This is a genomic window from Streptomyces sp. NBC_00670, from assembly GCF_036226765.1.
Lineage (GTDB): Bacteria > Actinomycetota > Actinomycetes > Streptomycetales > Streptomycetaceae > Streptomyces.
Genome location: NZ_CP109017.1, coordinates 1,250,791 through 1,267,503 on the forward strand (window position 1 = coordinate 1,250,791; position 16,713 = coordinate 1,267,503).

The 16,713-nt window shown below is 73.1% G+C and carries 16 protein-coding genes, 1 pseudogene and 1 riboswitch; of the genes and pseudogenes, 4 read left to right on the forward strand and 13 right to left on the reverse strand.

Translation table 11 applies throughout. From position 1 onward, the window contains the following. The first annotated feature begins 169 nt into the window (after nt 1-169). Nucleotides 170-595 carry a hypothetical protein gene (locus tag OIE12_RS05485; RefSeq protein ID WP_329132302.1) on the forward strand — a complete coding sequence of 142 codons (426 nt, stop codon included), beginning with the start codon at nt 170-172 and terminating at the stop codon, nt 593-595. A 57-nt stretch (nt 596-652) separates the two neighbouring features. Here OIE12_RS05485 and OIE12_RS05490 read toward each other — a convergent pair whose 3' ends face one another. From OIE12_RS05490 to OIE12_RS05500, 3 genes are all read right to left on the reverse strand, one after another. Further along, nucleotides 653-1,309: a TetR/AcrR family transcriptional regulator gene (locus OIE12_RS05490; RefSeq protein WP_329132304.1), complete on the reverse strand. Its 657-nt coding sequence runs from the start codon at nt 1,307-1,309 to the stop codon at nt 653-655. 126 nt (nt 1,310-1,435) lie between these two features. Next, the gene (locus OIE12_RS05495; RefSeq protein ID WP_329132306.1) at nt 1,436-1,582 is read right to left on the reverse strand and encodes an SCO1431 family membrane protein; all 147 of its coding nucleotides are present in this window, start codon (nt 1,580-1,582) and stop codon (nt 1,436-1,438) included. 138 nt (nt 1,583-1,720) lie between these two features. Beyond that, the gene (locus OIE12_RS05500; protein WP_329132308.1) at nt 1,721-2,482 is read right to left on the reverse strand and encodes an SDR family oxidoreductase; all 762 of its coding nucleotides are present in this window, start codon (nt 2,480-2,482) and stop codon (nt 1,721-1,723) included. Nucleotides 2,483-2,674: 192 nt separating this feature from the next. Between OIE12_RS05500 and OIE12_RS05505 the strand changes: the two genes are divergently transcribed. Beyond that, nucleotides 2,675-3,571 carry a helix-turn-helix domain-containing protein gene (locus OIE12_RS05505; RefSeq protein WP_329132310.1) on the forward strand — a complete coding sequence of 299 codons (897 nt, stop codon included), beginning with the start codon at nt 2,675-2,677 and terminating at the stop codon, nt 3,569-3,571. Between the two features lie 25 nt (nt 3,572-3,596). Here OIE12_RS05505 and OIE12_RS05510 read toward each other — a convergent pair whose 3' ends face one another. Beyond that, complete coding sequence (locus OIE12_RS05510; RefSeq protein ID WP_329132312.1) at nt 3,597-4,955, reverse strand: peptidase C39 family protein; 1,359 nt, start codon at nt 4,953-4,955, stop codon at nt 3,597-3,599. A 241-nt stretch (nt 4,956-5,196) separates the two neighbouring features. On the opposite strand from OIE12_RS05510, the gene OIE12_RS05515 reads away from it, so the two are divergent. Both OIE12_RS05515 and OIE12_RS05520 read left to right on the forward strand, forming a co-directional pair. Further along, nucleotides 5,197-5,853, forward strand: a complete 657-nt coding sequence (locus OIE12_RS05515) for a uridine kinase family protein (protein WP_329132314.1) — start codon at nt 5,197-5,199, stop codon at nt 5,851-5,853. Between the two features lie 434 nt (nt 5,854-6,287). Continuing rightward, the gene (locus OIE12_RS05520; protein WP_329132316.1) at nt 6,288-8,198 is read left to right on the forward strand and encodes an AAA family ATPase; all 1,911 of its coding nucleotides are present in this window, start codon (nt 6,288-6,290) and stop codon (nt 8,196-8,198) included. Nucleotides 8,199-8,286: 88 nt separating this feature from the next. Here the strand turns inward: OIE12_RS05520 and OIE12_RS05525 are convergent, their stop codons facing one another. The 9 genes and pseudogenes from OIE12_RS05525 to OIE12_RS05565 form a co-directional block, all read right to left on the reverse strand. Further along, nucleotides 8,287-9,339, reverse strand: a complete 1,053-nt coding sequence (locus tag OIE12_RS05525; protein ID WP_329132318.1) for a hemolysin family protein — start codon at nt 9,337-9,339, stop codon at nt 8,287-8,289. A gap of 578 nt (nt 9,340-9,917) precedes the next feature. Beyond that, a pseudogene (locus OIE12_RS05530) lies at nt 9,918-11,231 on the reverse strand (hemolysin family protein); the annotation flags it as partial. A 227-nt stretch (nt 11,232-11,458) separates the two neighbouring features. Further along, a complete protein-coding gene (locus OIE12_RS05535) occupies nt 11,459-11,980 on the reverse strand; it encodes a PH domain-containing protein (RefSeq protein WP_329132320.1) in 522 nt (173 codons plus the stop codon). An 18-nt stretch (nt 11,981-11,998) separates the two neighbouring features. Beyond that, complete coding sequence (hisG, locus tag OIE12_RS05540; protein WP_329132322.1) at nt 11,999-12,847, reverse strand: ATP phosphoribosyltransferase; 849 nt, start codon at nt 12,845-12,847, stop codon at nt 11,999-12,001. A gap of 56 nt (nt 12,848-12,903) precedes the next feature. Beyond that, nucleotides 12,904-13,176 carry a phosphoribosyl-ATP diphosphatase gene (locus OIE12_RS05545; protein WP_030380826.1) on the reverse strand — a complete coding sequence of 91 codons (273 nt, stop codon included), beginning with the start codon at nt 13,174-13,176 and terminating at the stop codon, nt 12,904-12,906. A 34-nt stretch (nt 13,177-13,210) separates the two neighbouring features. Beyond that, a complete protein-coding gene (gene ribH, locus OIE12_RS05550) occupies nt 13,211-13,696 on the reverse strand; it encodes a 6,7-dimethyl-8-ribityllumazine synthase (protein ID WP_030380827.1) in 486 nt (161 codons plus the stop codon). 45 nt (nt 13,697-13,741) lie between these two features. After that, the gene (locus tag OIE12_RS05555; protein WP_329132326.1) at nt 13,742-15,055 is read right to left on the reverse strand and encodes a bifunctional 3,4-dihydroxy-2-butanone-4-phosphate synthase/GTP cyclohydrolase II; all 1,314 of its coding nucleotides are present in this window, start codon (nt 15,053-15,055) and stop codon (nt 13,742-13,744) included. Next, nucleotides 15,052-15,696, reverse strand: coding sequence for a nicotinamide mononucleotide transporter family protein (locus OIE12_RS05560; RefSeq protein ID WP_329132328.1), 645 nt, complete (start codon nt 15,694-15,696; stop codon nt 15,052-15,054). The genes OIE12_RS05555 and OIE12_RS05560 overlap by 4 nt, the downstream gene beginning before the upstream one ends. Then, nucleotides 15,693-16,298 carry a riboflavin synthase gene (locus OIE12_RS05565; RefSeq protein WP_329132330.1) on the reverse strand — a complete coding sequence of 202 codons (606 nt, stop codon included), beginning with the start codon at nt 16,296-16,298 and terminating at the stop codon, nt 15,693-15,695. The genes OIE12_RS05560 and OIE12_RS05565 overlap by 4 nt, the downstream gene beginning before the upstream one ends. Before the next feature lie 206 nt (nt 16,299-16,504). After that, a riboswitch (FMN riboswitch) is annotated at nt 16,505-16,635 on the reverse strand. Between the last annotated feature and the right edge of the window lie 78 nt (nt 16,636-16,713).

Sequence of the window (16,713 nt, forward strand, 5' to 3'; positions counted from 1 at the left end):
TGTCCCGTACGGCACCTCGGAGGGCACCCGCGGGCGGCATGTGACGAACGCCACAGTGTCCGAACAGGCTTCGTGATGTCCTCGTGATTACCCACCGGGCGGGGCGGGAAGTGCTTGCTGTGGTCGAGGCCGCAGTGCCTGATCGGCCCAGCCCTAGGGGGAGAATCCCATGCAGAGTGTGAAGCGCCCTGGCCGCTCCGTGCCCAAGCGGCTCAAGCCGGTGGTGGAGCCCGAGCCGGAGGGCGTCGAACCGGACGACGAGTTCGACGCGTACGACACCTTCGAGATGTACCGGGTGATCTGCCCGGACTGCGCGCAGCCGATCGCGCTCCTCGCGGACGAGGAGGTGCTGCCCGAGCACGCGCTGTGCGCGTCGCCGTGGAACCCGTTCGGTCTCACGGTGTGCGCGGGCACGGGCCGCGCGGCGGACGAGGCCCGCCCCGCCGACGAGTCGCTGAAGCCGCAGCAGCAGGAGACGGGCCTGCTCCTGACCCTGCCCCAGGGCCTCGACTGGCGCACCCAGCCCTTCTCCCACGTGGGCGGCCCCGGGTCCCGCCCCATCCGCGTCCCCACCATGCGCCAAGCGGCGGCCTGACCCGGCCGCACGGCTACGGGGGGCGGAGCCCCTCACGGCCGTCGGGGCCCGGGGAACCTACCCCCGCCGTGCCACCGCCGGCGCGGGATACCCCGGGTCCAGTTCCTCGATCGCCCGCAGCGTCCCCCCGAGCATCTTCACCAGCAGATCCCGCACGGTGTCGCGGGACAACTCGGGGCGGCCGATCCAGTCGAGGGTCGCCCCCTCCACGCTGCACAGCCACGCCAGCAGCCCCATCCGCGCCAGCGGGGCGATCCGGCGGCGGCCGTACGCCCCTTCGGCGATCGCCTCGATCATCGCCTCGCGCACCCCGTCCCGGATCTCCTGCACCTCGGTGTCGAACCCGACACCGCCGCTGACGATCGCGCGGTACGCGGCCTGGTTGTGCTCGGCGTAGCGGAGGTAACCGTCGATGGTGCGGTGCACCCGTTGCGCGGGCGGCAGTTCCTGCCCCTCGGCGGCACGCGTGACCAGTCCGGCGACGGAGTCCTCGATGATCGCCAGGTAGTAGCCGCGCTTGGACTGGAAGTAGTAGTAGATCAGCCCCTTGGCCACCTGCGCGTGGCGGGCGATGTCGTCCATCGAGAGCGCGTCGTAGGACGTGTCGGAGAACAACGTCCGTCCGACGGCGATGAGTTCGGCGCGGCGTGCCACGGAGCGGTCGGTCCCGCGCGCCCGGGGGCGCGCGGTGTCTCGCTGCTGACTGTGCGTCAATTTCGGCCCATGTCTGAAGCGGTCGGGCGGGACAGCGGCAGTATGGCAGAGCCACCCCGCCCGCATGTTCGACTCCGATCACCGGGCCGCGCCCGGGACCGTGTCCCCGAGGGCGCGCCCCTCACCTCACAGCAGGCCGAGCTGCGTGACGAGCATCGCGAGGACGACGACGAGGGTCCAGCCGAGGACGTGCTCGAGGTAGTGGGGGCCGTCGTCCTTCGGCCCGCCGGTGCGGGCGCGCGGACGTGCGGTGGTGGCAGACAGTGCGGTCATGGCTTCTCGCTGGTCCTCGTCGTGCGGCGGATCTGTGCTCCCCCCACCGTGCTGTCCACCTTGCCACCGGATGCGGCGGGCGCGGCCGAGAGCTTGCTCACAGGCCCCCGGCCGTCCGTGCGGGCGGCGTCCGGCGTCTCAGCCCTGCCGGCCGGGGAGCATGGCCAGCGCCCGGGAGCGCTGGGCGACGAGGCCGTCGTACGTACCGTCGCGCTCGGCCCAGCGGTGCCCGAGGACGCCCTTGACGAGGATCTCGCGGGGCGTGGGCTCCTGTGCCAGCAGCTCCATGACCTCGCCGGCGAAGTCGTCGAGCGGCAGCGCGTGCGGGTTCACCTTCTCCTGGCCCGCCGTGGCGACGGCCGGCGGGACGAGTTCGACGACGTCGACCCCGGTGCCGTCGAGCTGCGCGCGCAGCGCCTCCGAGTAGGCGTGCACCGCGGCCTTGGAGGCGGCGTAGCTGGGCATCGGCGGGAAGGGCAGGAACGCGATGCCGGAGGTGACGGTGACGAAGGTGCCGGCGCCGCGCCCGACCAGGTGCGGGGTGAAGGCGTCGAGGACCCGGACGGTGCCGAGGAGATTGGTGTCGACCGTCGTCCGGGCCGTCTCGAAGTGCGCGGGGTCGCACAGGTCCTCCAGGAGCATGACGCCGGACATCGTCACCACGGTGTCGAGGCCGGGGTACCGGGCGAGCACGGCGTCCCGGGCCGAGGCGACGGAGGCGTCGTCGGTGACGTCGACGGCGACCGTGCCGAAGCCCTCCCCTTCGAGTTCCGCGAGTGCGCGCGGATCGCGGCCCGCGACGGCCACGGTGCTGCCCGCCGCGGCGAACCGGCGGGCCAGTTCGCGCCCGATGCCGGAGGTGCCGCCGACGACGAGGACGGTGCGGTTGGAGAGATCCACGGGATCTTCCCTTCGTACGGGGCGCCGCCGGTGTGCGGTCCGGCGGCGCGGACGGTGAGGAGCGGCCGTCCGTCCCGGACGGGCGGCACAACGGCAGTCTTCGCGGCCCGCGCCGAAGGGGGCAGTGCCCCCGTGTTCCCTGGTCCTGACAGGGCCCCCTTCACGACCCGCGCCCCGCATTACCGTGGCGGTATGAAGGACGAGGAATCCGGCAACCGGCTCGGCGACTACCTCCGCGCCCGGCGCGAGCTGGTCTCCCCGGCGCAGGCGGGGCTGCCGCCCGGCGGCAACCGGCGGGTGCCCGGGCTGCGCCGCGAGGAGGTCGCCCTGCTCGCCGGGATCAGCCCGGACTACTACCTGCGCCTGGAGCGGGGCCGGGACCGGAACCCCTCGACCCAGGTCCTCTCCTCCCTCGCGCGCGTCCTGCGGCTCGACGACGTGGAGCGGACGTATCTGCTCGGCCTCGCGGCCGCCCGCCCCCGCGCGTCACGCGCCAGGCGACCCGAGCGGGTGCCGGCGCGGCTGCACGAACTGCTCGCCCACTTGACGGTCCCGGCGTTCGTCGAGGGACGCGCCTTCGACGTCCTGGCCGCCAACCCGATGGCCGTCGCGCTCTCCCCCCGACTGCGGCCCGGCGAGAACCGGCTGCGCTCGCTGCTCCTGGACCCCGAGGAGCAGGCCTTCCACCAGGACTGGCAGCGGGCCACCGCCGATTTCGTCGCCGCCCTGCGCACCACCATCGGGGACGACACCGACAACCCCCGGTTCGTGGAACTCGTCGGGGAGCTGGCGCTGTCCAGCCAGCGGTTCCGCACCCTGTGGGCCCGGCACGACGTCCGCGTCCTCGACGGCGGCACGGTCACGGTCAACCACCCGGTCGTCGGCGAACTGCGCCTGCACCGCGACAAACTGCCCGTCGGCGGGCTCATCCTCGTCGTCTACTACCCGGACAGGAACAGCGACAGCGACGAGAAGCTGCGGCTCCTCGCCACGCTGTCACAGACGGAGCGGACGGAAGAACAGACGGAGCGGACGGAACAGACGGGCACGGAATCGGCCGGCACGGCGCCCGCCGACCCGGCGCCGTAGCGCGCCGGGCCGTGCGGGGGCCGTTTCAGCGCACCCCGACGCTTTCCAGCGCGCGCCTGACGCCCGGCGTCGGACCGGCCGGGAAGTACAGGTAGCACACCCCGCCCGAACCGCTCTTGACCTGGCCGTTCGCGTCGTAGCGCTTGGTGCGCAGCCAGATGTTCTCGAACTCGCGGCGCCGGTAGACGCGCCGTACCTCCGCGTCGCTCGGCGCGGCGGGGTCGTGGGCGATGACGTCGCCGTCGGCGGTGAAGCCGGTCACGGTCATCAGGTGCCCGGAGGTGCCGTAGCCCGCGCCCGTCAGCTCCTCCTTGAGGAAGGACTGGGAGGTGATGACGGGGATGCCCGCGGCGACCAGCGTCTCCACGTCGGTGAGCGAGGTCAGCCGGGTCACCACGCCCTGCATGTCCTTGTAGGTGGCCGCGTAGGCCGCGTTGAACGGCCAGTTGCCGCAGCCCTCGTACTGGTAGTCGAAGGTGTAGCGGGCCGCGTGGCAGACCTGGGGGTCGGCGTACGACGGGTCCACCCAGGCCAGTTGCGCGGCGGTGGGCCGGCGGCCCCAGTACTCGACGATCATCTGGGAGGAGGTGGGGCTGCACCAGGCCTCGCCGCCGTTGTCGTACTGCGGGTACTGGCCCTTGTGGATCTCCTGCGAGTAGCTCGGAACGCGGAGTTCGTGGGCGGGGCCGGGGGTGGAGGCCGGGACCGTGAAGCGGTCGGGGACGTCGGAGCCCATGGCGCCCGCCCGCCACACGGTGGGCGTCTTCCGGGTGCCGGGGGCGCGGTACAGGGTGAGGCGGAGCCGGTAGGAGGCGAGCCGCAGTCCGCTCGCGGCGTCGTCGAGGGCGAGGGTGTCGGTCCAGACGCTGCTCCTGCCGTCGCTCTGGTCGTCGACGGAGGTGCGGCGGATGTCCTCGTCGCCCGCGGCCCAGCGGCCCATGACGTACCAGGGAGTGTCGGTGCCGTCGGAGTAGCGGGCCGACAGCTCGGTCTGGATCCAGGTGCCGGCCGGGGTGTGCGCGTTCCAGGAGGCGATGACCTCGGTGGCGGGCACGGAGAGGGTGTGGGCCGGGGAGGTCCAGGTGGCGTACTCCCAGGTGGAGGTGCGGCCGGTGTGCGGGTCGGCGTAGTCGGTGCGGCTGGCCGGGGTGTCGAGCACCAGGCCGGGGCGGGTGCCGGGGACGGCGCGGGTGCCCTTGGCTGTGCCGGAGCGCCAGTCGGCGTGGGAGGTCCAGGCGTGATGGTCCACGGTGGGTGCGGGCTTCGTCCTCGTCGGCCGGTGGGCGGGTGTGGCGGCGGCCGCGGGTGTCGCGGCGCCGGCCGCGGCGGCGGCCACCGCGGCGGTGAGGAGGGTGCGGCGGGAGGGCTGGGAAGGGCTGGGCATGTGTGGGTACCCCCGAATGTCCTGTGTCCTTGCGCGGCGGTCGGACGCGAGTGGGCCAACTATGGCCGCCGGAGGCGGACGCCTGCCAGCATCCCGACGCTTCGGCGCGCCACCACTATTGGTCTCGACCTCTGGTGTGCGCCGCGGAACCCGGGATGCCGCTGTCGAACCCAGGACGCCGCTGTCGGACCTAGGATGCCGCTGTCGGACCTGCCCCTCCTCGTCGTTCAGGACTCCTCGCGTGGAACTCGCCCTTCAGCACCTCGCCTCCTCCGTGCGGCAGGCACCGCCGTCGTGCGGGGACGTGCGGCTCGTCGCGGTCGACGGGCACGCGGGGTCCGGGAAGAGCACGTTCGCCGGGCGGCTCGCGGGGGCGCTGGGCGGCGCCCCCGTACTGCGTCTCGACGACGTCGCCACGCACGAGGAGCTGTTCGGCTGGACGGAGCGACTGCTGCGCGAGGTCGTCGCACCGCTGCGCCGGGGGCACACGGCGCACTACCGCCCGTACGACTGGCGCGCGCGGCGCTTCGGTCCGGCGCGCGCACTGCCGCCCGCGCCCGTGGTGCTGGTCGAGGGGGTGGGCGCCGGGCGGCGGGCCCTGCGCCCGTATCTGGCGCGGCTGCTGTGGATGGAGGTCCCGGCCGAGGGTGCCTGGCGGGCCGGGCGGGAGCGGGACGGGGAGGAGCAGCGGAAGTTCTGGGACGGCTGGGTCCGGGCGGAGCGCCGGCACTTCGCGCGGGATCCGTCGCGGCCCTTCGCCGATCTGCTGGTGCGGCGGGCGCGCGGCGGGGATCCGGGCGGATCCGACGGCGAATATCTGGTGCTGCCGGGGCCGGCGGGCACGGCCGTGACGGGCGATTCCCTCACTGAGGGTGACGGACCGTCAGCGGTGTGCTGAATTCGTGAAGGCCCTGCTCATCCGCGTGCGTCGGCGCCCTTCTCCGGCTTGACCGGGGGACCGTGCACGTCCTACGTTTTCGATGTGCGGCACACCGAAGCCGCCCTCCCGCGCGAAGCCCCCGGTTGTTCCCCCGTGACCGGGGGCTTCGTTCCGTCCTCCGCCTCCTTTCGCGTTCTCTCCGCGTGCCGAGTGCGGCGATGCGCTCACTCTCGGTCACCGATTCGTGTGCGCCCCCGTGCTCCCACGTCGTTCAACAGCTCGGACGGCACCCTTCGGCGGGCGGCTGCCCCGCAGGTACGATGCCCTCGGCGTGATCGGGGTCTGCCTGGTCGCACCGCTGCAACTCCGGTCCGCGGTACAGCGGTTCGAGGACTGCCGGCGGGCAACGGCCCGGCGGTGAACCATCGGGGGCACGGTTTGTGGGGGACGTGATGGACTTCGGCACGCAGGGCCCCGAGGCTCCGGCCGACCTCGCCTGGCTGCGGGGGGTGGACGCCTACACGATGGGCGCCTATCCGCAGGCCGAGGAGGAGTTCCGGGCCGCGGTACGGATGGACCCCGGGATGGCGGACGGCTGGCTCGGGCTGCACGCGCTCCGCGTCGACACGACGACCGCCCTGCTGCGGATGTTCCACCACCGCGAGCGCTTCGGGGAGCAGCGGGCACGGCACCGGCGCACCTTCAACTCCTGGTACTGGCTGGGCTGGTGGGTGCAGCCGGTGCTGGAGAGCCCGCGCGATCTGCTGCTGGCGCACGCCTCGCACTGGCTGGACGGCAGGCACGTGCCGGAGCTGGACCGGGCGCTCGCGGGGCTGCCGCCGGTGGACACCGACGCCCAGGTCCGCTTCCTGCACGCCTGCCGGGCCTATCTGGTCAAGGACTGGGAGCAGTTGGTCCGGCACACCGATCCGCTGATCGACGACACCCTGCTCGGCATCGAGGCGGGGTTGTTCGGCGGCATGGCCCGGGTGCGGCTGGAGATGTTCGGGCAGGCGGAGCCGCTGCTGTCGGCCGCGCTGATGCGGTGCCGCAGCGAGCAGCCGCAGCGCAAGGAGCTGCGGTACTGGCTGGCGCGGGCGCACGAGGGCACGGGCCGCTCGGCGGCCGCGCTGCCCCTGTACCGGGCGGTGCACCGGGTGGACCCGGCGTTCATGGACACCTCCGCCCGGCTCGCGGCGATCGCGGAGGGGGACGGGTACGACGACGCGGCCGGTCTCGCGGCGGTCAGCCTGGCCGGCATCGGCCAGGACCTACTGGACGGCCCGGACGGTCTCGACGGCGTCGATCCGCTGTTCGGCGCGGGCGCGGAGGGGCGGGACCTGCGTGTCTCCCCCGAACCGGAGCCGACGCCCGGCTCCGGCGGTCCGGTGGGCCCGGTGGGCCCGGTCGTCGCGGCGCCGGCCGCCGACGCGGCCCGGGAGCGGACCCCCGGGACGGGCTCGCCGCTGCCGGCCGGGCCCACCGATCCGGCGCTGCTCGAACAGGCGCTCGCGGAACTGGAGCGGATGGTCGGACTGGAACCGGTCAAACGCCAGGTCAAGGCGTTGTCGGCGCAGCTCAACATGGCCCGGCTGCGGGCCGGTCAGGGGCTGCCCGTGCAGCCGCCCAAGCGGCACTTCGTCTTCTCCGGCCCCTCCGGCACCGGCAAGACGACGGTGGCGCGCATTCTCGGCCGGGTCTTCTACGCGCTCGGGCTGCTCGGCGGCGACCATCTGGTGGAGGCGCAGCGGGCCGACCTGGTGGGCGAGTATCTGGGCCAGACGGCCGTGAAGGCCAACGAGCTGATCGACTCGGCGATCGGCGGCGTCCTCTTCGTCGACGAGGCGTACGCCCTGTCCAACTCCGGGTACGGCAAGGGCGACGCGTACGGCGACGAGGCGCTGCAGGTGCTGCTGAAGCGGGCGGAGGACAACCGGGACCACCTGGTGGTGATCCTCGCCGGGTACCCCGAGGGCATGGACCGGCTGCTGGCCGCCAACCCCGGGCTGTCCTCGCGGTTCACCACGCGGGTGGACTTCCCCTCGTACCGGCCGCTGGAGCTGACGTCCATCGGGGAGGTGCTGGCCGGGGAGAACGGTGACGTCTGGGACGAGGAGGCGCTGGACGAGCTGCGCTCGATCGCGGGGCACGTCGTCGACCAGGGGTGGATCGACGAGCTGGGCAACGGGCGGTTCCTGCGCACGCTGTACGAGAAGAGCTGCGCGTACCGGGACCTGCGGCTGACCACGTATCCCGGGGCGTTGTCCCGGGACGACCTCGCCACGCTGCGGCTGCCGGATCTGATGCAGGCGTACGGGGAGGTGCTGTCCGGGCGGAGCCCGCAGGACCCGTCGGCGCTGTAGCCGACGGCGGGGCGGGGACCGCGGGATCCGTCCGCGCCGCGGCGCACGGCGTGGGCGGAGCCTTCGGGGTCTCCGCCCACGCCGTCCGTCACGCCACCGGCACCTCCGCTCCCCCGGCGGCGACCCGGTGTGCCGGGTCCCGTACCTCTCCGACCAGTAGCTCCAGCACGTCCTCCAGGGCGACCAGGCCGAGCACGCGCCCGGACGCGTCCGCCACCTGCGCCAGGTGGGTCGCGGCCCGCCGCATCACCGTCAGGGCGTCGTCCAGCGGGAGTTCGGCGGCCAGGGTGGTCATCGGCCGCCACACGTGCTGGGGCACCGCGCGCTCGGACTCCTCGAGGTCGAGGACGTCCTTCACGTGCAGATAGCCCATGAAGGCGCCGGTCTCGGCGGCGACGGGGAACCGGGAGTACCCGGTACGGGCCGTCAGCGCCACGATCTCGCCCGGCGTGACCGTGGGTCGCACGGTCACCAGCGAGGCGCGGTCCAGGAGGACGTCGGTGACCGGGCGGGAGCCCAGTTCCAGCGCGTCCTCCAGGCGCTCCTGCTCCTCCGGGTCGAGCAGTCCGGCCTGTCCGGAGTCCTCCACGAGCTGGTTGAGCTGCTCGCTGGTGAAGACCGCCTCGACCTCGTCCTTGGGCTCCACACGGAACAGCCGGAGGATCAGCCGGGCGCAGGCACTCAGGAAGACCGTGACCGGACCGCACAGACGTGCGAAGGCGACCAGGCCGGGGCCGAGCCACAGCGCGGCCTTCTCGGGGGCGGCCATCGCGAGGTTCTTCGGCACCATCTCGCCGATGACGAGGTGGAAGAAGACGACGGCGGCGAGCGCGATGACGTATCCGAGGGGGTGAATCATGCCCTCGGGCAGGCGCACCGCTTCGAAGACCGGCTCCAGCAGGTGCGCCACGGTGGGCTCGGCGACGGCGCCGAGGGTGAGGGAGCAGACGGTGATGCCGAACTGGGCCGCCGCCATCATCTGCGGCAGCCGCTCCAGGCCGTACAGGACCTGGCGCGCCCGGGCGGTGCCGAGCGGCTCGATCTGGCTGCGCCGCACGGAGACCAGCGCGAACTCGGCGCCGACGAAGAACCCGTTCGCGAGCACGAGCAGCGCGGCGAACAGGAGTTGCACGAGGCTCATCGCACGACCTCCGCGGCCGGGCCGCCCCGTCCGGCCCGCACACCGGGCTCACCGGCTGCGTCCACCACGTGGGGCGCCGAGCGCCCCTCGGCCGACGGCTCCCGGCCGGACCCGGCCGGCCCACCGCCGTCCCGGCCGGAGGGCGTCCCCGCGCGCGCGGCGGGCGGCGCCGCCGCTTCGCCGGCGCGCGCGGACCCGGTGGTCACCTCACCCGGTGCCACCGCCGCCCTGCGGCCGTCGGCCTCCGGGACCAGGCCCGGGTCCGGGTCCGCCGACGCCGGACCGGCCACAGGGCCGGGCGCGCTCACCGCACCGCGCGGTGCGGACGTACGGCCCGCGACCGCGCCCCGCGGGACGCGTGCCGCGTTCCCGAGGCCTTCAGCATCGGCAGCCGCGTCCGGCGACGCGGACCACGGCGCCTCGCCGGTTCCCGAAACTGCGGGCGCGGCGACGAACCGGGCTCCCACGGCCGTGCCGCCGGACGCCGACGCGGCCACGGTGGTGCGCGGGGCGGGCGAGGCCGCCTCGCCCGCCGGGGTCGCGGTGCGCGGGGCCGGGGGCGCCGGTGTCGGGGTCGGTTCCGCCGTCGCCTCCGTGCGGGTCAGGCGGACGCGTTCCGCGCGGTAGTGGTCGACCAGGCGGACGGTCAGGCGCCAGCCGGGGAGTTCCGCGCGGTCGCCGGGGGCGGGGATGCGGCCGAGGAGGTCGGCGACGAGGCCGGCCACCGTCTCGTACGGCCCCTCCGGCGCGTCCAGGCCGATGCGCCGCAGCACGTCGACCCGCAGGCCGCCGTCGGCGTCCCACGAGGGGCGTCCGTCCTCGGGCGGGGCGGCGGCGAGTTCGGGCAGGTCGAGGCCGTCGTGCTCGTCGCGGACCTCGCCGACGAGTTCCTCGACGATGTCCTCCAGCGTGACCACGCCGGCCGTGCCGCCGTACTCGTCGACGACGACGGCGATGGGCTGCTCGCTGCGCAGCCGCGTCAGCAGCGGCCGCACCGGCAGTGTCTCGGGGACCAGGACCGCCGGCTGGGCGATCCGGGCGGCGGTGGTGCGCAGCCGGTCGTGCGCGGGGACCGCGAGCGCGTCCTTGAGGTGGACCATGCCGACGATCTCGTCGATCTTCTCCCGGTAGACGGGGAAGCGGGACAGCCCCGTGGCCCGGGTCAGGTTGACCACGTCCTCGGCGGTCGCGGAGGACTGCAGGGCGCTGACCTTCACGCGCGGGGTCATCACGTGCTGGGCGGTGAGGTCGCCCAGCGACAGTGTGCGCACGAAGAGATCGGCCGTGTCCTGCTCCAGCGCGCCGGCCTGTGCGGAGTGCCGGGCCAGCGAGACGAGTTCGCCGGGGGTGCGGGCGGAGGCCAGTTCATCGGCCGGCTCCACGCCGAGCGCCCGTACGAGCCGGTTGGCGACGGTGTTGAGCGCCGCGATCACGGGGCGGAACAGGCGTGCGAAGACGTGCTGGGGGCCCGCCACGAAGCGGGCGACCTGGAGCGGCCGGGAGACCGCCCAGTTCTTCGGCACGAGCTCGCCGATCACCATCTGTATCGCGGAGGCCAGCAGCATGCCGATCACCACGGCGAGACCGGAGACGACACCCTCGGGCAGGCCGACGGCGGTGAACGGGCCGCGCAGCAGTTCGGCCAGCGCCGGTTCGGCGAGCATGCCGACGACGAGGGAGGTGATCGTGATGCCGAGCTGGGTGCCGGAGAGCTGGAACGACAGGTGCTTCAGCGACTCGACGACCGTACGGGCGCGCCGGTCGCCCTCGGCCGCGGCCTTCTCCGCCTCGGGCCGCTCGACCGTGACGAGGCCGAACTCGGCTGCCACGAAGAAGCCGTTGGCGAGGATCAGTACGAATGCGGCTGCCAGGAGCAGCAGGGGGATGGTCATGATGCCGCCGCCCGAGCACGCGCGCGGAAGAGGTCCGCGCTATGTCGGCAGGGGGCGGCGCAGGTACTGCAGGACGGTCCGTCCATCGCCGGAGGGAGTCACTCCTCGGGTAGCAGGAGCCCCCGGGCACCGGGCGGTGCGACAGGGGGCGGAGGCGTCGTATCGACGTCTCCGCCCCCCAGATTAATCAAGACGAGGCCTGGTGCGGCAGGCCCGGCGGCCCCGACTCAGCCCTGATGTTCCCCCGAGGCCCGCTCGGGGTCGTGGACCGACCGGGCCCTGACGAGCGCGCGCAGGGCCCGTGCGTCCGCGATGGCCCGCTCCTTCGCGATGCCCGGCTGGATGCCCAGTGCGGGCAGGCTGGTGCCGTCGCTGAGGTCGAGGAAGACCCACGCGTCGCCCGGGCGCAGATTGACCTGGATGATCTGCGCCCACTCCAGCCGGTGCCGGCTGGTGATGTTCACCACGGTCACCCCGGAGTCGTCGGCGGTGATCCGGGGCCGGGAGAGCAGGAGCAGCACCGCGGCGAGCAGCACGGCGGTGAGCACGAAGCTGAGACGCTCACCGGGCCCGAGCTGTTCGAGCAGCAGCGCGACGACCGTGATGACGACGACGGTCGCCACGGCGGCCGTGACCAGCACGGCCCGGGTGCGCCCCGGCCGGAAGGTGACCGGCAGGGCGGGCGTCCCAGGGACGTCGGACGGGTCCGAGGGGACGGACGGGTCCGAGGAGGCGGGCGGGGTCGGCATGATGTCGCTCCGGCCGGATCAGAGGCGGCAGGCGTGGATCGCCGTGGTCAGGATGGCGCGCGCGCCCAGGTCGTAGAGGTCGTCCATGATCCGCTGCGCCTTCTTCGCCGGGACCATGGCGCGCACGGCGACCCAGCCCTCGTTGTGCAGCGGGGAGACGGTCGGGGACTCCAGGCCCGGGGTGAGCGCGACGGCCTTCTCGAGCTGCTCGACGCGGCAGTCGTAGTCCATCATCACGTACGTCCGGGCCACCAGGACGCCCTGGAGCCGGCGCAGGAACTGCTGCACCTTGGGCTCCTCGACGTCCGCCCCGGTGCGGCGGACGACGACCGCCTCGGAGGTCATGATCGGCTCGCCGAAGACCTCCAGACCCGCGTTGCGCAGCGAGGTCCCGGTCTCGACGACGTCCGCGATGACCTCGGCGACGCCGAGCTCGATCGCGGTCTCCACGGCCCCGTCGAGGTGGACGACGGAGGCGTCGATGCCGTGCTCGGCGAGGTGCCCGGCGACGATGCCCTCGTAGGAGGTGGCGACGGTCAGCCCGGCAAGGTCCTTGACGCCGCTGACGGTGCCGGGCTTGCCGGCGAAGCGGAAGGTGGAGCGGGCGAAGCCCAGCGGAAGGATCTCCTCCGCCTGCGCTCCGGAGTCGACGAGCAGATCGCGTCCGGTGATGCCGATGTCGAGGCGGCCGGAGGAGACGTAGATCGCGATGTCGCGCGGGCGGAGGTAGAAGAACTCGACCTCGTTGTTCGGGTCGACGATCCGCAGTTCCTTGGACTCCCGGCGCTGCTGGTAGCCGGCCTCATGCAGCATCTCCGCCGCAGGGCCTGACAGGGAACCCTTGTTGGGGACGGCGATGCGCAGCATGAGGTCGGCTTCCTTTGCGTGAAGGGATGAACGGAAGGAGAGGCGGGAACGAGGCCCTACAGATGGGCGTAGACGTCGTCCAGGGAGATGCCGCGGGCGACCATCATCACCTGGACGTGGTACAGCAGCTGCGAGATCTCCTCGGCGGCCGCGTCCTTGCCCTCGTGCTCGGCGGCCATCCAGACCTCGGCGGCTTCCTCGACGACCTTCTTGCCGATGGCGTGCACGCCCTTGTCCACCAGCTCGGCGGTGCGCGAGGTGGCGGGATCGCCGTGGGCGGCCTTGTGCTGGAGCTCGGTGAAGAGCTCCTCGAACGTCTTCTTGGACATGGTGGTCCTTACCCTACGCGGTCCGGCCGGTGCCTCAGTGCCAGGGTTCGGATACCGAGCGGAGCGTCGCCGCGGTGGCGACCGCCGCCGTCACCGCCTCGTGCCCCTTGTCCTCGGTCGAGCCCTCCAGGCCGGCGCGGTCCAGGGCCTGCTCCTCGGTGTCGCACGTGAGGACGCCGAAGCCGACGGGGACGCCGGTCTCGACGGAGACCTGGGTGAGTCCCTGGGTGACGCCCTGGCACACGTAGTCGAAGTGGGGGGTACCGCCGCGGATGACGACGCCCAGGGCGACGACGGCGTCGTAGCCGCGGCCCGCGAGCACCTTGGCGGCGACCGGGAGTTCGAAGCTGCCGGGGACCCGGAGCAGCGTGGGCTCGTCGATGCCCAGGTCGGTGAGGGCGCGCAGGGCGCCGTCCACCAGTCCGTCCATCACCTTGTCGTGCCACTGCGCCGCGACGACGGCGACCCTGAGGTCGCTCACGTTCCGTACGGACAGCTCCGGTGCGCCCTTGCCGCTCACGTTCTTGTGTCTCCCAGCTCTTCGAGGGTGTGGTGTGGTGTGTTTCTACTGGTTGCCGCAGGGGGACGCGGTGGCCGTGTCCAGCCAGGGCAGGTCGTGCCCCATCCGGTCCCGCTTGGTGCGCAGATAGCGGAGGTTGTGCTCGCCGGCCTGCACGGGCATGGGTTCCCGCGCGGTGACGCGTACGCCGTGGCGTTCGAGCGCCTCGGTCTTGTCGGGGTTGTTGGTCAGCAGCCGGACGCTGCGTACGCCGAGGTCGGCGAGGATGCGGGCGCCGGCGCCGTAGTCCCGGGCGTCGGCGGGCAGGCCCAGTTCGAGGTTGGCGTCGAGGGTGTCGCGGCCGCGCTCCTGGAGCTCGTAGGCGCGCAGCTTGGACATCAGGCCGATGCCGCGCCCCTCGTGGCCGCGCAGATAGACCACCACCCCCCGGCCCTCGCGCTGGATCAGTTCCAGGGAGGTCTGAAGCTGCGGGCCGCAGTCGCAGCGCAGGGAGTGGAAGACGTCGCCGGTGAGGCATTCGGAGTGGACGCGGACGAGGACGTCCTCGCCGTCGCCGATCTCGCCGTGCACGAGGGCGATGTGCTCGACGCCGTCGGCGGTGGAGCGGTAGCCGTGCGCGGTGAACCGGCCGTGGGCGGTGGGGAGGCGGACCTCGGCCTCGTGGCGGACGGCCGGCTCGGCGGGTGCGGCGTGCTCGGTGGAGCGGCGGTAGGCGATCAGGTCCTCGATGGAGATGATCGTCAGGCCGTGCTTGCGGGCGAACGGCACGAGTTCGGGCAGCCGCAGCATGCGGCCGTCCTCCCCGGCGATCTCCACGATCGCGCCGGCCGGGCGCAGCCCCGCGAGCCGGGCCAGGTCGACGGCGGCCTCGGTGTGGCCGTCGCGGGTGAGGACGCCGCCGGGGCGGGCGCGCAGCGGGAAGACGTGGCCGGGCCGGACGAGGTCGGCGGGCTCGGCGGTGCCGCCCGCGAGCAGCCGCAGCGTGGCGGCGCGGTCGGCGGCGGAGATACCCGTGGTCACGCCGTGCGCGGCGGTGGCGTCCACGGAGACGGTGAACGCGGTCTTCATGGACTCGGTGTTGTCGTCGACCATCTGCGGCAGCCGCAGCCGGTCCAGTTCCGCGCCCTCCATGGGGGCGCAGATCAGGCCGCGGCACTCGCTCATCATGAAGGCGATGTGTGCGGCCGTGACCTTCTCGGCGGCCATGACGAGGTCGCCCTCGTTCTCGCGGTCCTCGTCGTCGACGACGACGATCGGACGGCCGGCCGCGATGTCGGCGATCGCCTGTTCGACGGGGTCGAGCACGAGGTCGTCGTCGAGGAGGTGGTCGGTGCTGTGCAGGACGGGCGCCGTGGTCATGCCGTGGCTCCTTCCAGGACGGGCCGCGGGCCCCGGCGGGAGCGCAGCCACCAGTCGCGCAGGCCCCACAGGACGAGCGCGCCGTAGAGGACGTAGACGAAACCGGAGAAGGCGAAGCCGTTCGCGAAGTTCAGCGGCACGCCGACGGCGTCGACGAGCAGCCAGGCCAGCCAGAACTCGACCATGCCGCGGGCCTGGGCGTACATCGCGACGACGGTGCCGACGAAGATGTACGCGTCCGGCCAGGGGTCCCAGGACAGCGACGGGTACGCCTTGAACAGGGCGGCGACGGCGATCGTCCCGGCGGCGGCGACCGCGAGCAGCACCGCGCGCTCGCGCCAGGTGGCGAACCGGACGGCGATGTGGCCGTCCTCGGTGCCGCCCCTGCCGCGGTTCCACTGCCACCAGCCGTAGCCGGCGACGACCATGACGACGATCTGCTTGCCGGCGCTGCCGGAGAGGTGGGCGGTGGCGAACGCGGCGAAGAGGATGAGGCCGGAGAGGAACTGGGTGGGCCAGCTCCAGATGGACCGGTGCCAGCCGAACGCCAGACCGATGAGGCCGATGACGTTGCCGATCATGTCCGACCACTTGATCTGCTGGTCGAAGAGGGTGAACGCCTGTGAGTTCAGCCAGTTCACCGCGTCGCCTCCCGGTCCGCGCCGAGCAGCCGCTCGACGTACTTGGCGACGATGTCGACCTCGAGGTTGACCGGGTCGCCGGGCTGCTTGCGGCCCAGCGTGGTCAGGGCGAGGGTGGTGGGGATCAGGCTGACGGTGAAGTGGGCGGGGCCGGCCTCGACGACGGTGAGGCTGATGCCGTCGACGGTGATGGAGCCCTTCTCGACGACGTAGCGCGCGAGGTCGGCGGGGAGGGAGACCTTGACGACCTCCCAGTTCTCGGAGGGCGTGCGCTCCAGGACCTCGCCCGTGCCGTCGACGTGGCCCTGCACGATGTGCCCGCCGAGGCGGGCGCCGACCGCGGTGGGGCGTTCGAGGTTGACGCGCGAGCCGACGGCGAGGGCGCCGAGGCTGGAGCGGTCCAGGGTCTCCGCCATGACGTCGGCGGTGAACTCGTCGCCCTCGTGGTCGACGACGGTGAGACAGACGCCGTTGACGGCGATGGAGTCGCCGTGCCGCGCCCCCTCCGTGACGACGGGGCCACGGAGCCGGAAGCGGGCGGCGTCGCCGAGGTTCTCGACGGCGGTGACCTCGCCCAGCTCTTCGACGATTCCGGTGAACACTTCCCGGGTCCTCCTGCCTCTTCGGGCACGGACTCCGGGGGCTGTCGAGAGCGACAGACTCGTACGGGAGGCAACACCGGGGGCGACGCCGAGCGGACGCGTCCCGGGACGCATGGTGCGGGGCCCCGCGAGGTGTCTCGCGAGTCCGCACGGTCACGTGTCCACGTGGACGAACCGGTACGGCGGCGCGCACGAATGCCCGCCCGCCGCGCACTGCCTCCCATCCGGACTTTAACCGTCGGTCCAGGAATTTCACCTGGTCAACCGGCCGCTGGAAGCGACCGGGTCGCGGACTGTAACCGCCGGTTCGGACTTTCACCGACCCCGGAGTGCGCTGCTTCTGGTACAGGCACAGTGTGCCACGCGGTGGGGGGTCAGTGACTGTGCGGTGCCTCACAGAAGGGGCTGCGCTCTT

What these genes read in the sequence shown, in the direction of transcription:
- OIE12_RS05485 (WP_329132302.1), top strand. Translation starts at nt 170, where the DNA reads ATGCAGAGTGTGAAGCGCCCTGGCCGCTCCGTGCCCAAGCGGCTCAAG.
- OIE12_RS05495 (WP_329132306.1), bottom strand. Translation starts at nt 1,582, where the DNA reads ATGACCGCACTGTCTGCCACCACCGCACGTCCGCGCGCCCGCACCGGC.
- OIE12_RS05505 (WP_329132310.1), top strand. Translation starts at nt 2,675, where the DNA reads ATGAAGGACGAGGAATCCGGCAACCGGCTCGGCGACTACCTCCGCGCC.
- OIE12_RS05510 (WP_329132312.1), bottom strand. Translation starts at nt 4,955, where the DNA reads ATGCCCAGCCCTTCCCAGCCCTCCCGCCGCACCCTCCTCACCGCCGCG.
- OIE12_RS05520 (WP_329132316.1), top strand. Translation starts at nt 6,288, where the DNA reads ATGGACTTCGGCACGCAGGGCCCCGAGGCTCCGGCCGACCTCGCCTGG.
- OIE12_RS05525 (WP_329132318.1), bottom strand. Translation starts at nt 9,339, where the DNA reads ATGAGCCTCGTGCAACTCCTGTTCGCCGCGCTGCTCGTGCTCGCGAAC.
- OIE12_RS05535 (WP_329132320.1), bottom strand. Translation starts at nt 11,980, where the DNA reads ATGCCGACCCCGCCCGCCTCCTCGGACCCGTCCGTCCCCTCGGACCCG.
- hisG (WP_329132322.1), bottom strand. Translation starts at nt 12,847, where the DNA reads ATGCTGCGCATCGCCGTCCCCAACAAGGGTTCCCTGTCAGGCCCTGCG.
- OIE12_RS05545 (WP_030380826.1), bottom strand. Translation starts at nt 13,176, where the DNA reads ATGTCCAAGAAGACGTTCGAGGAGCTCTTCACCGAGCTCCAGCACAAG.
- OIE12_RS05555 (WP_329132326.1), bottom strand. Translation starts at nt 15,055, where the DNA reads ATGACCACGGCGCCCGTCCTGCACAGCACCGACCACCTCCTCGACGAC.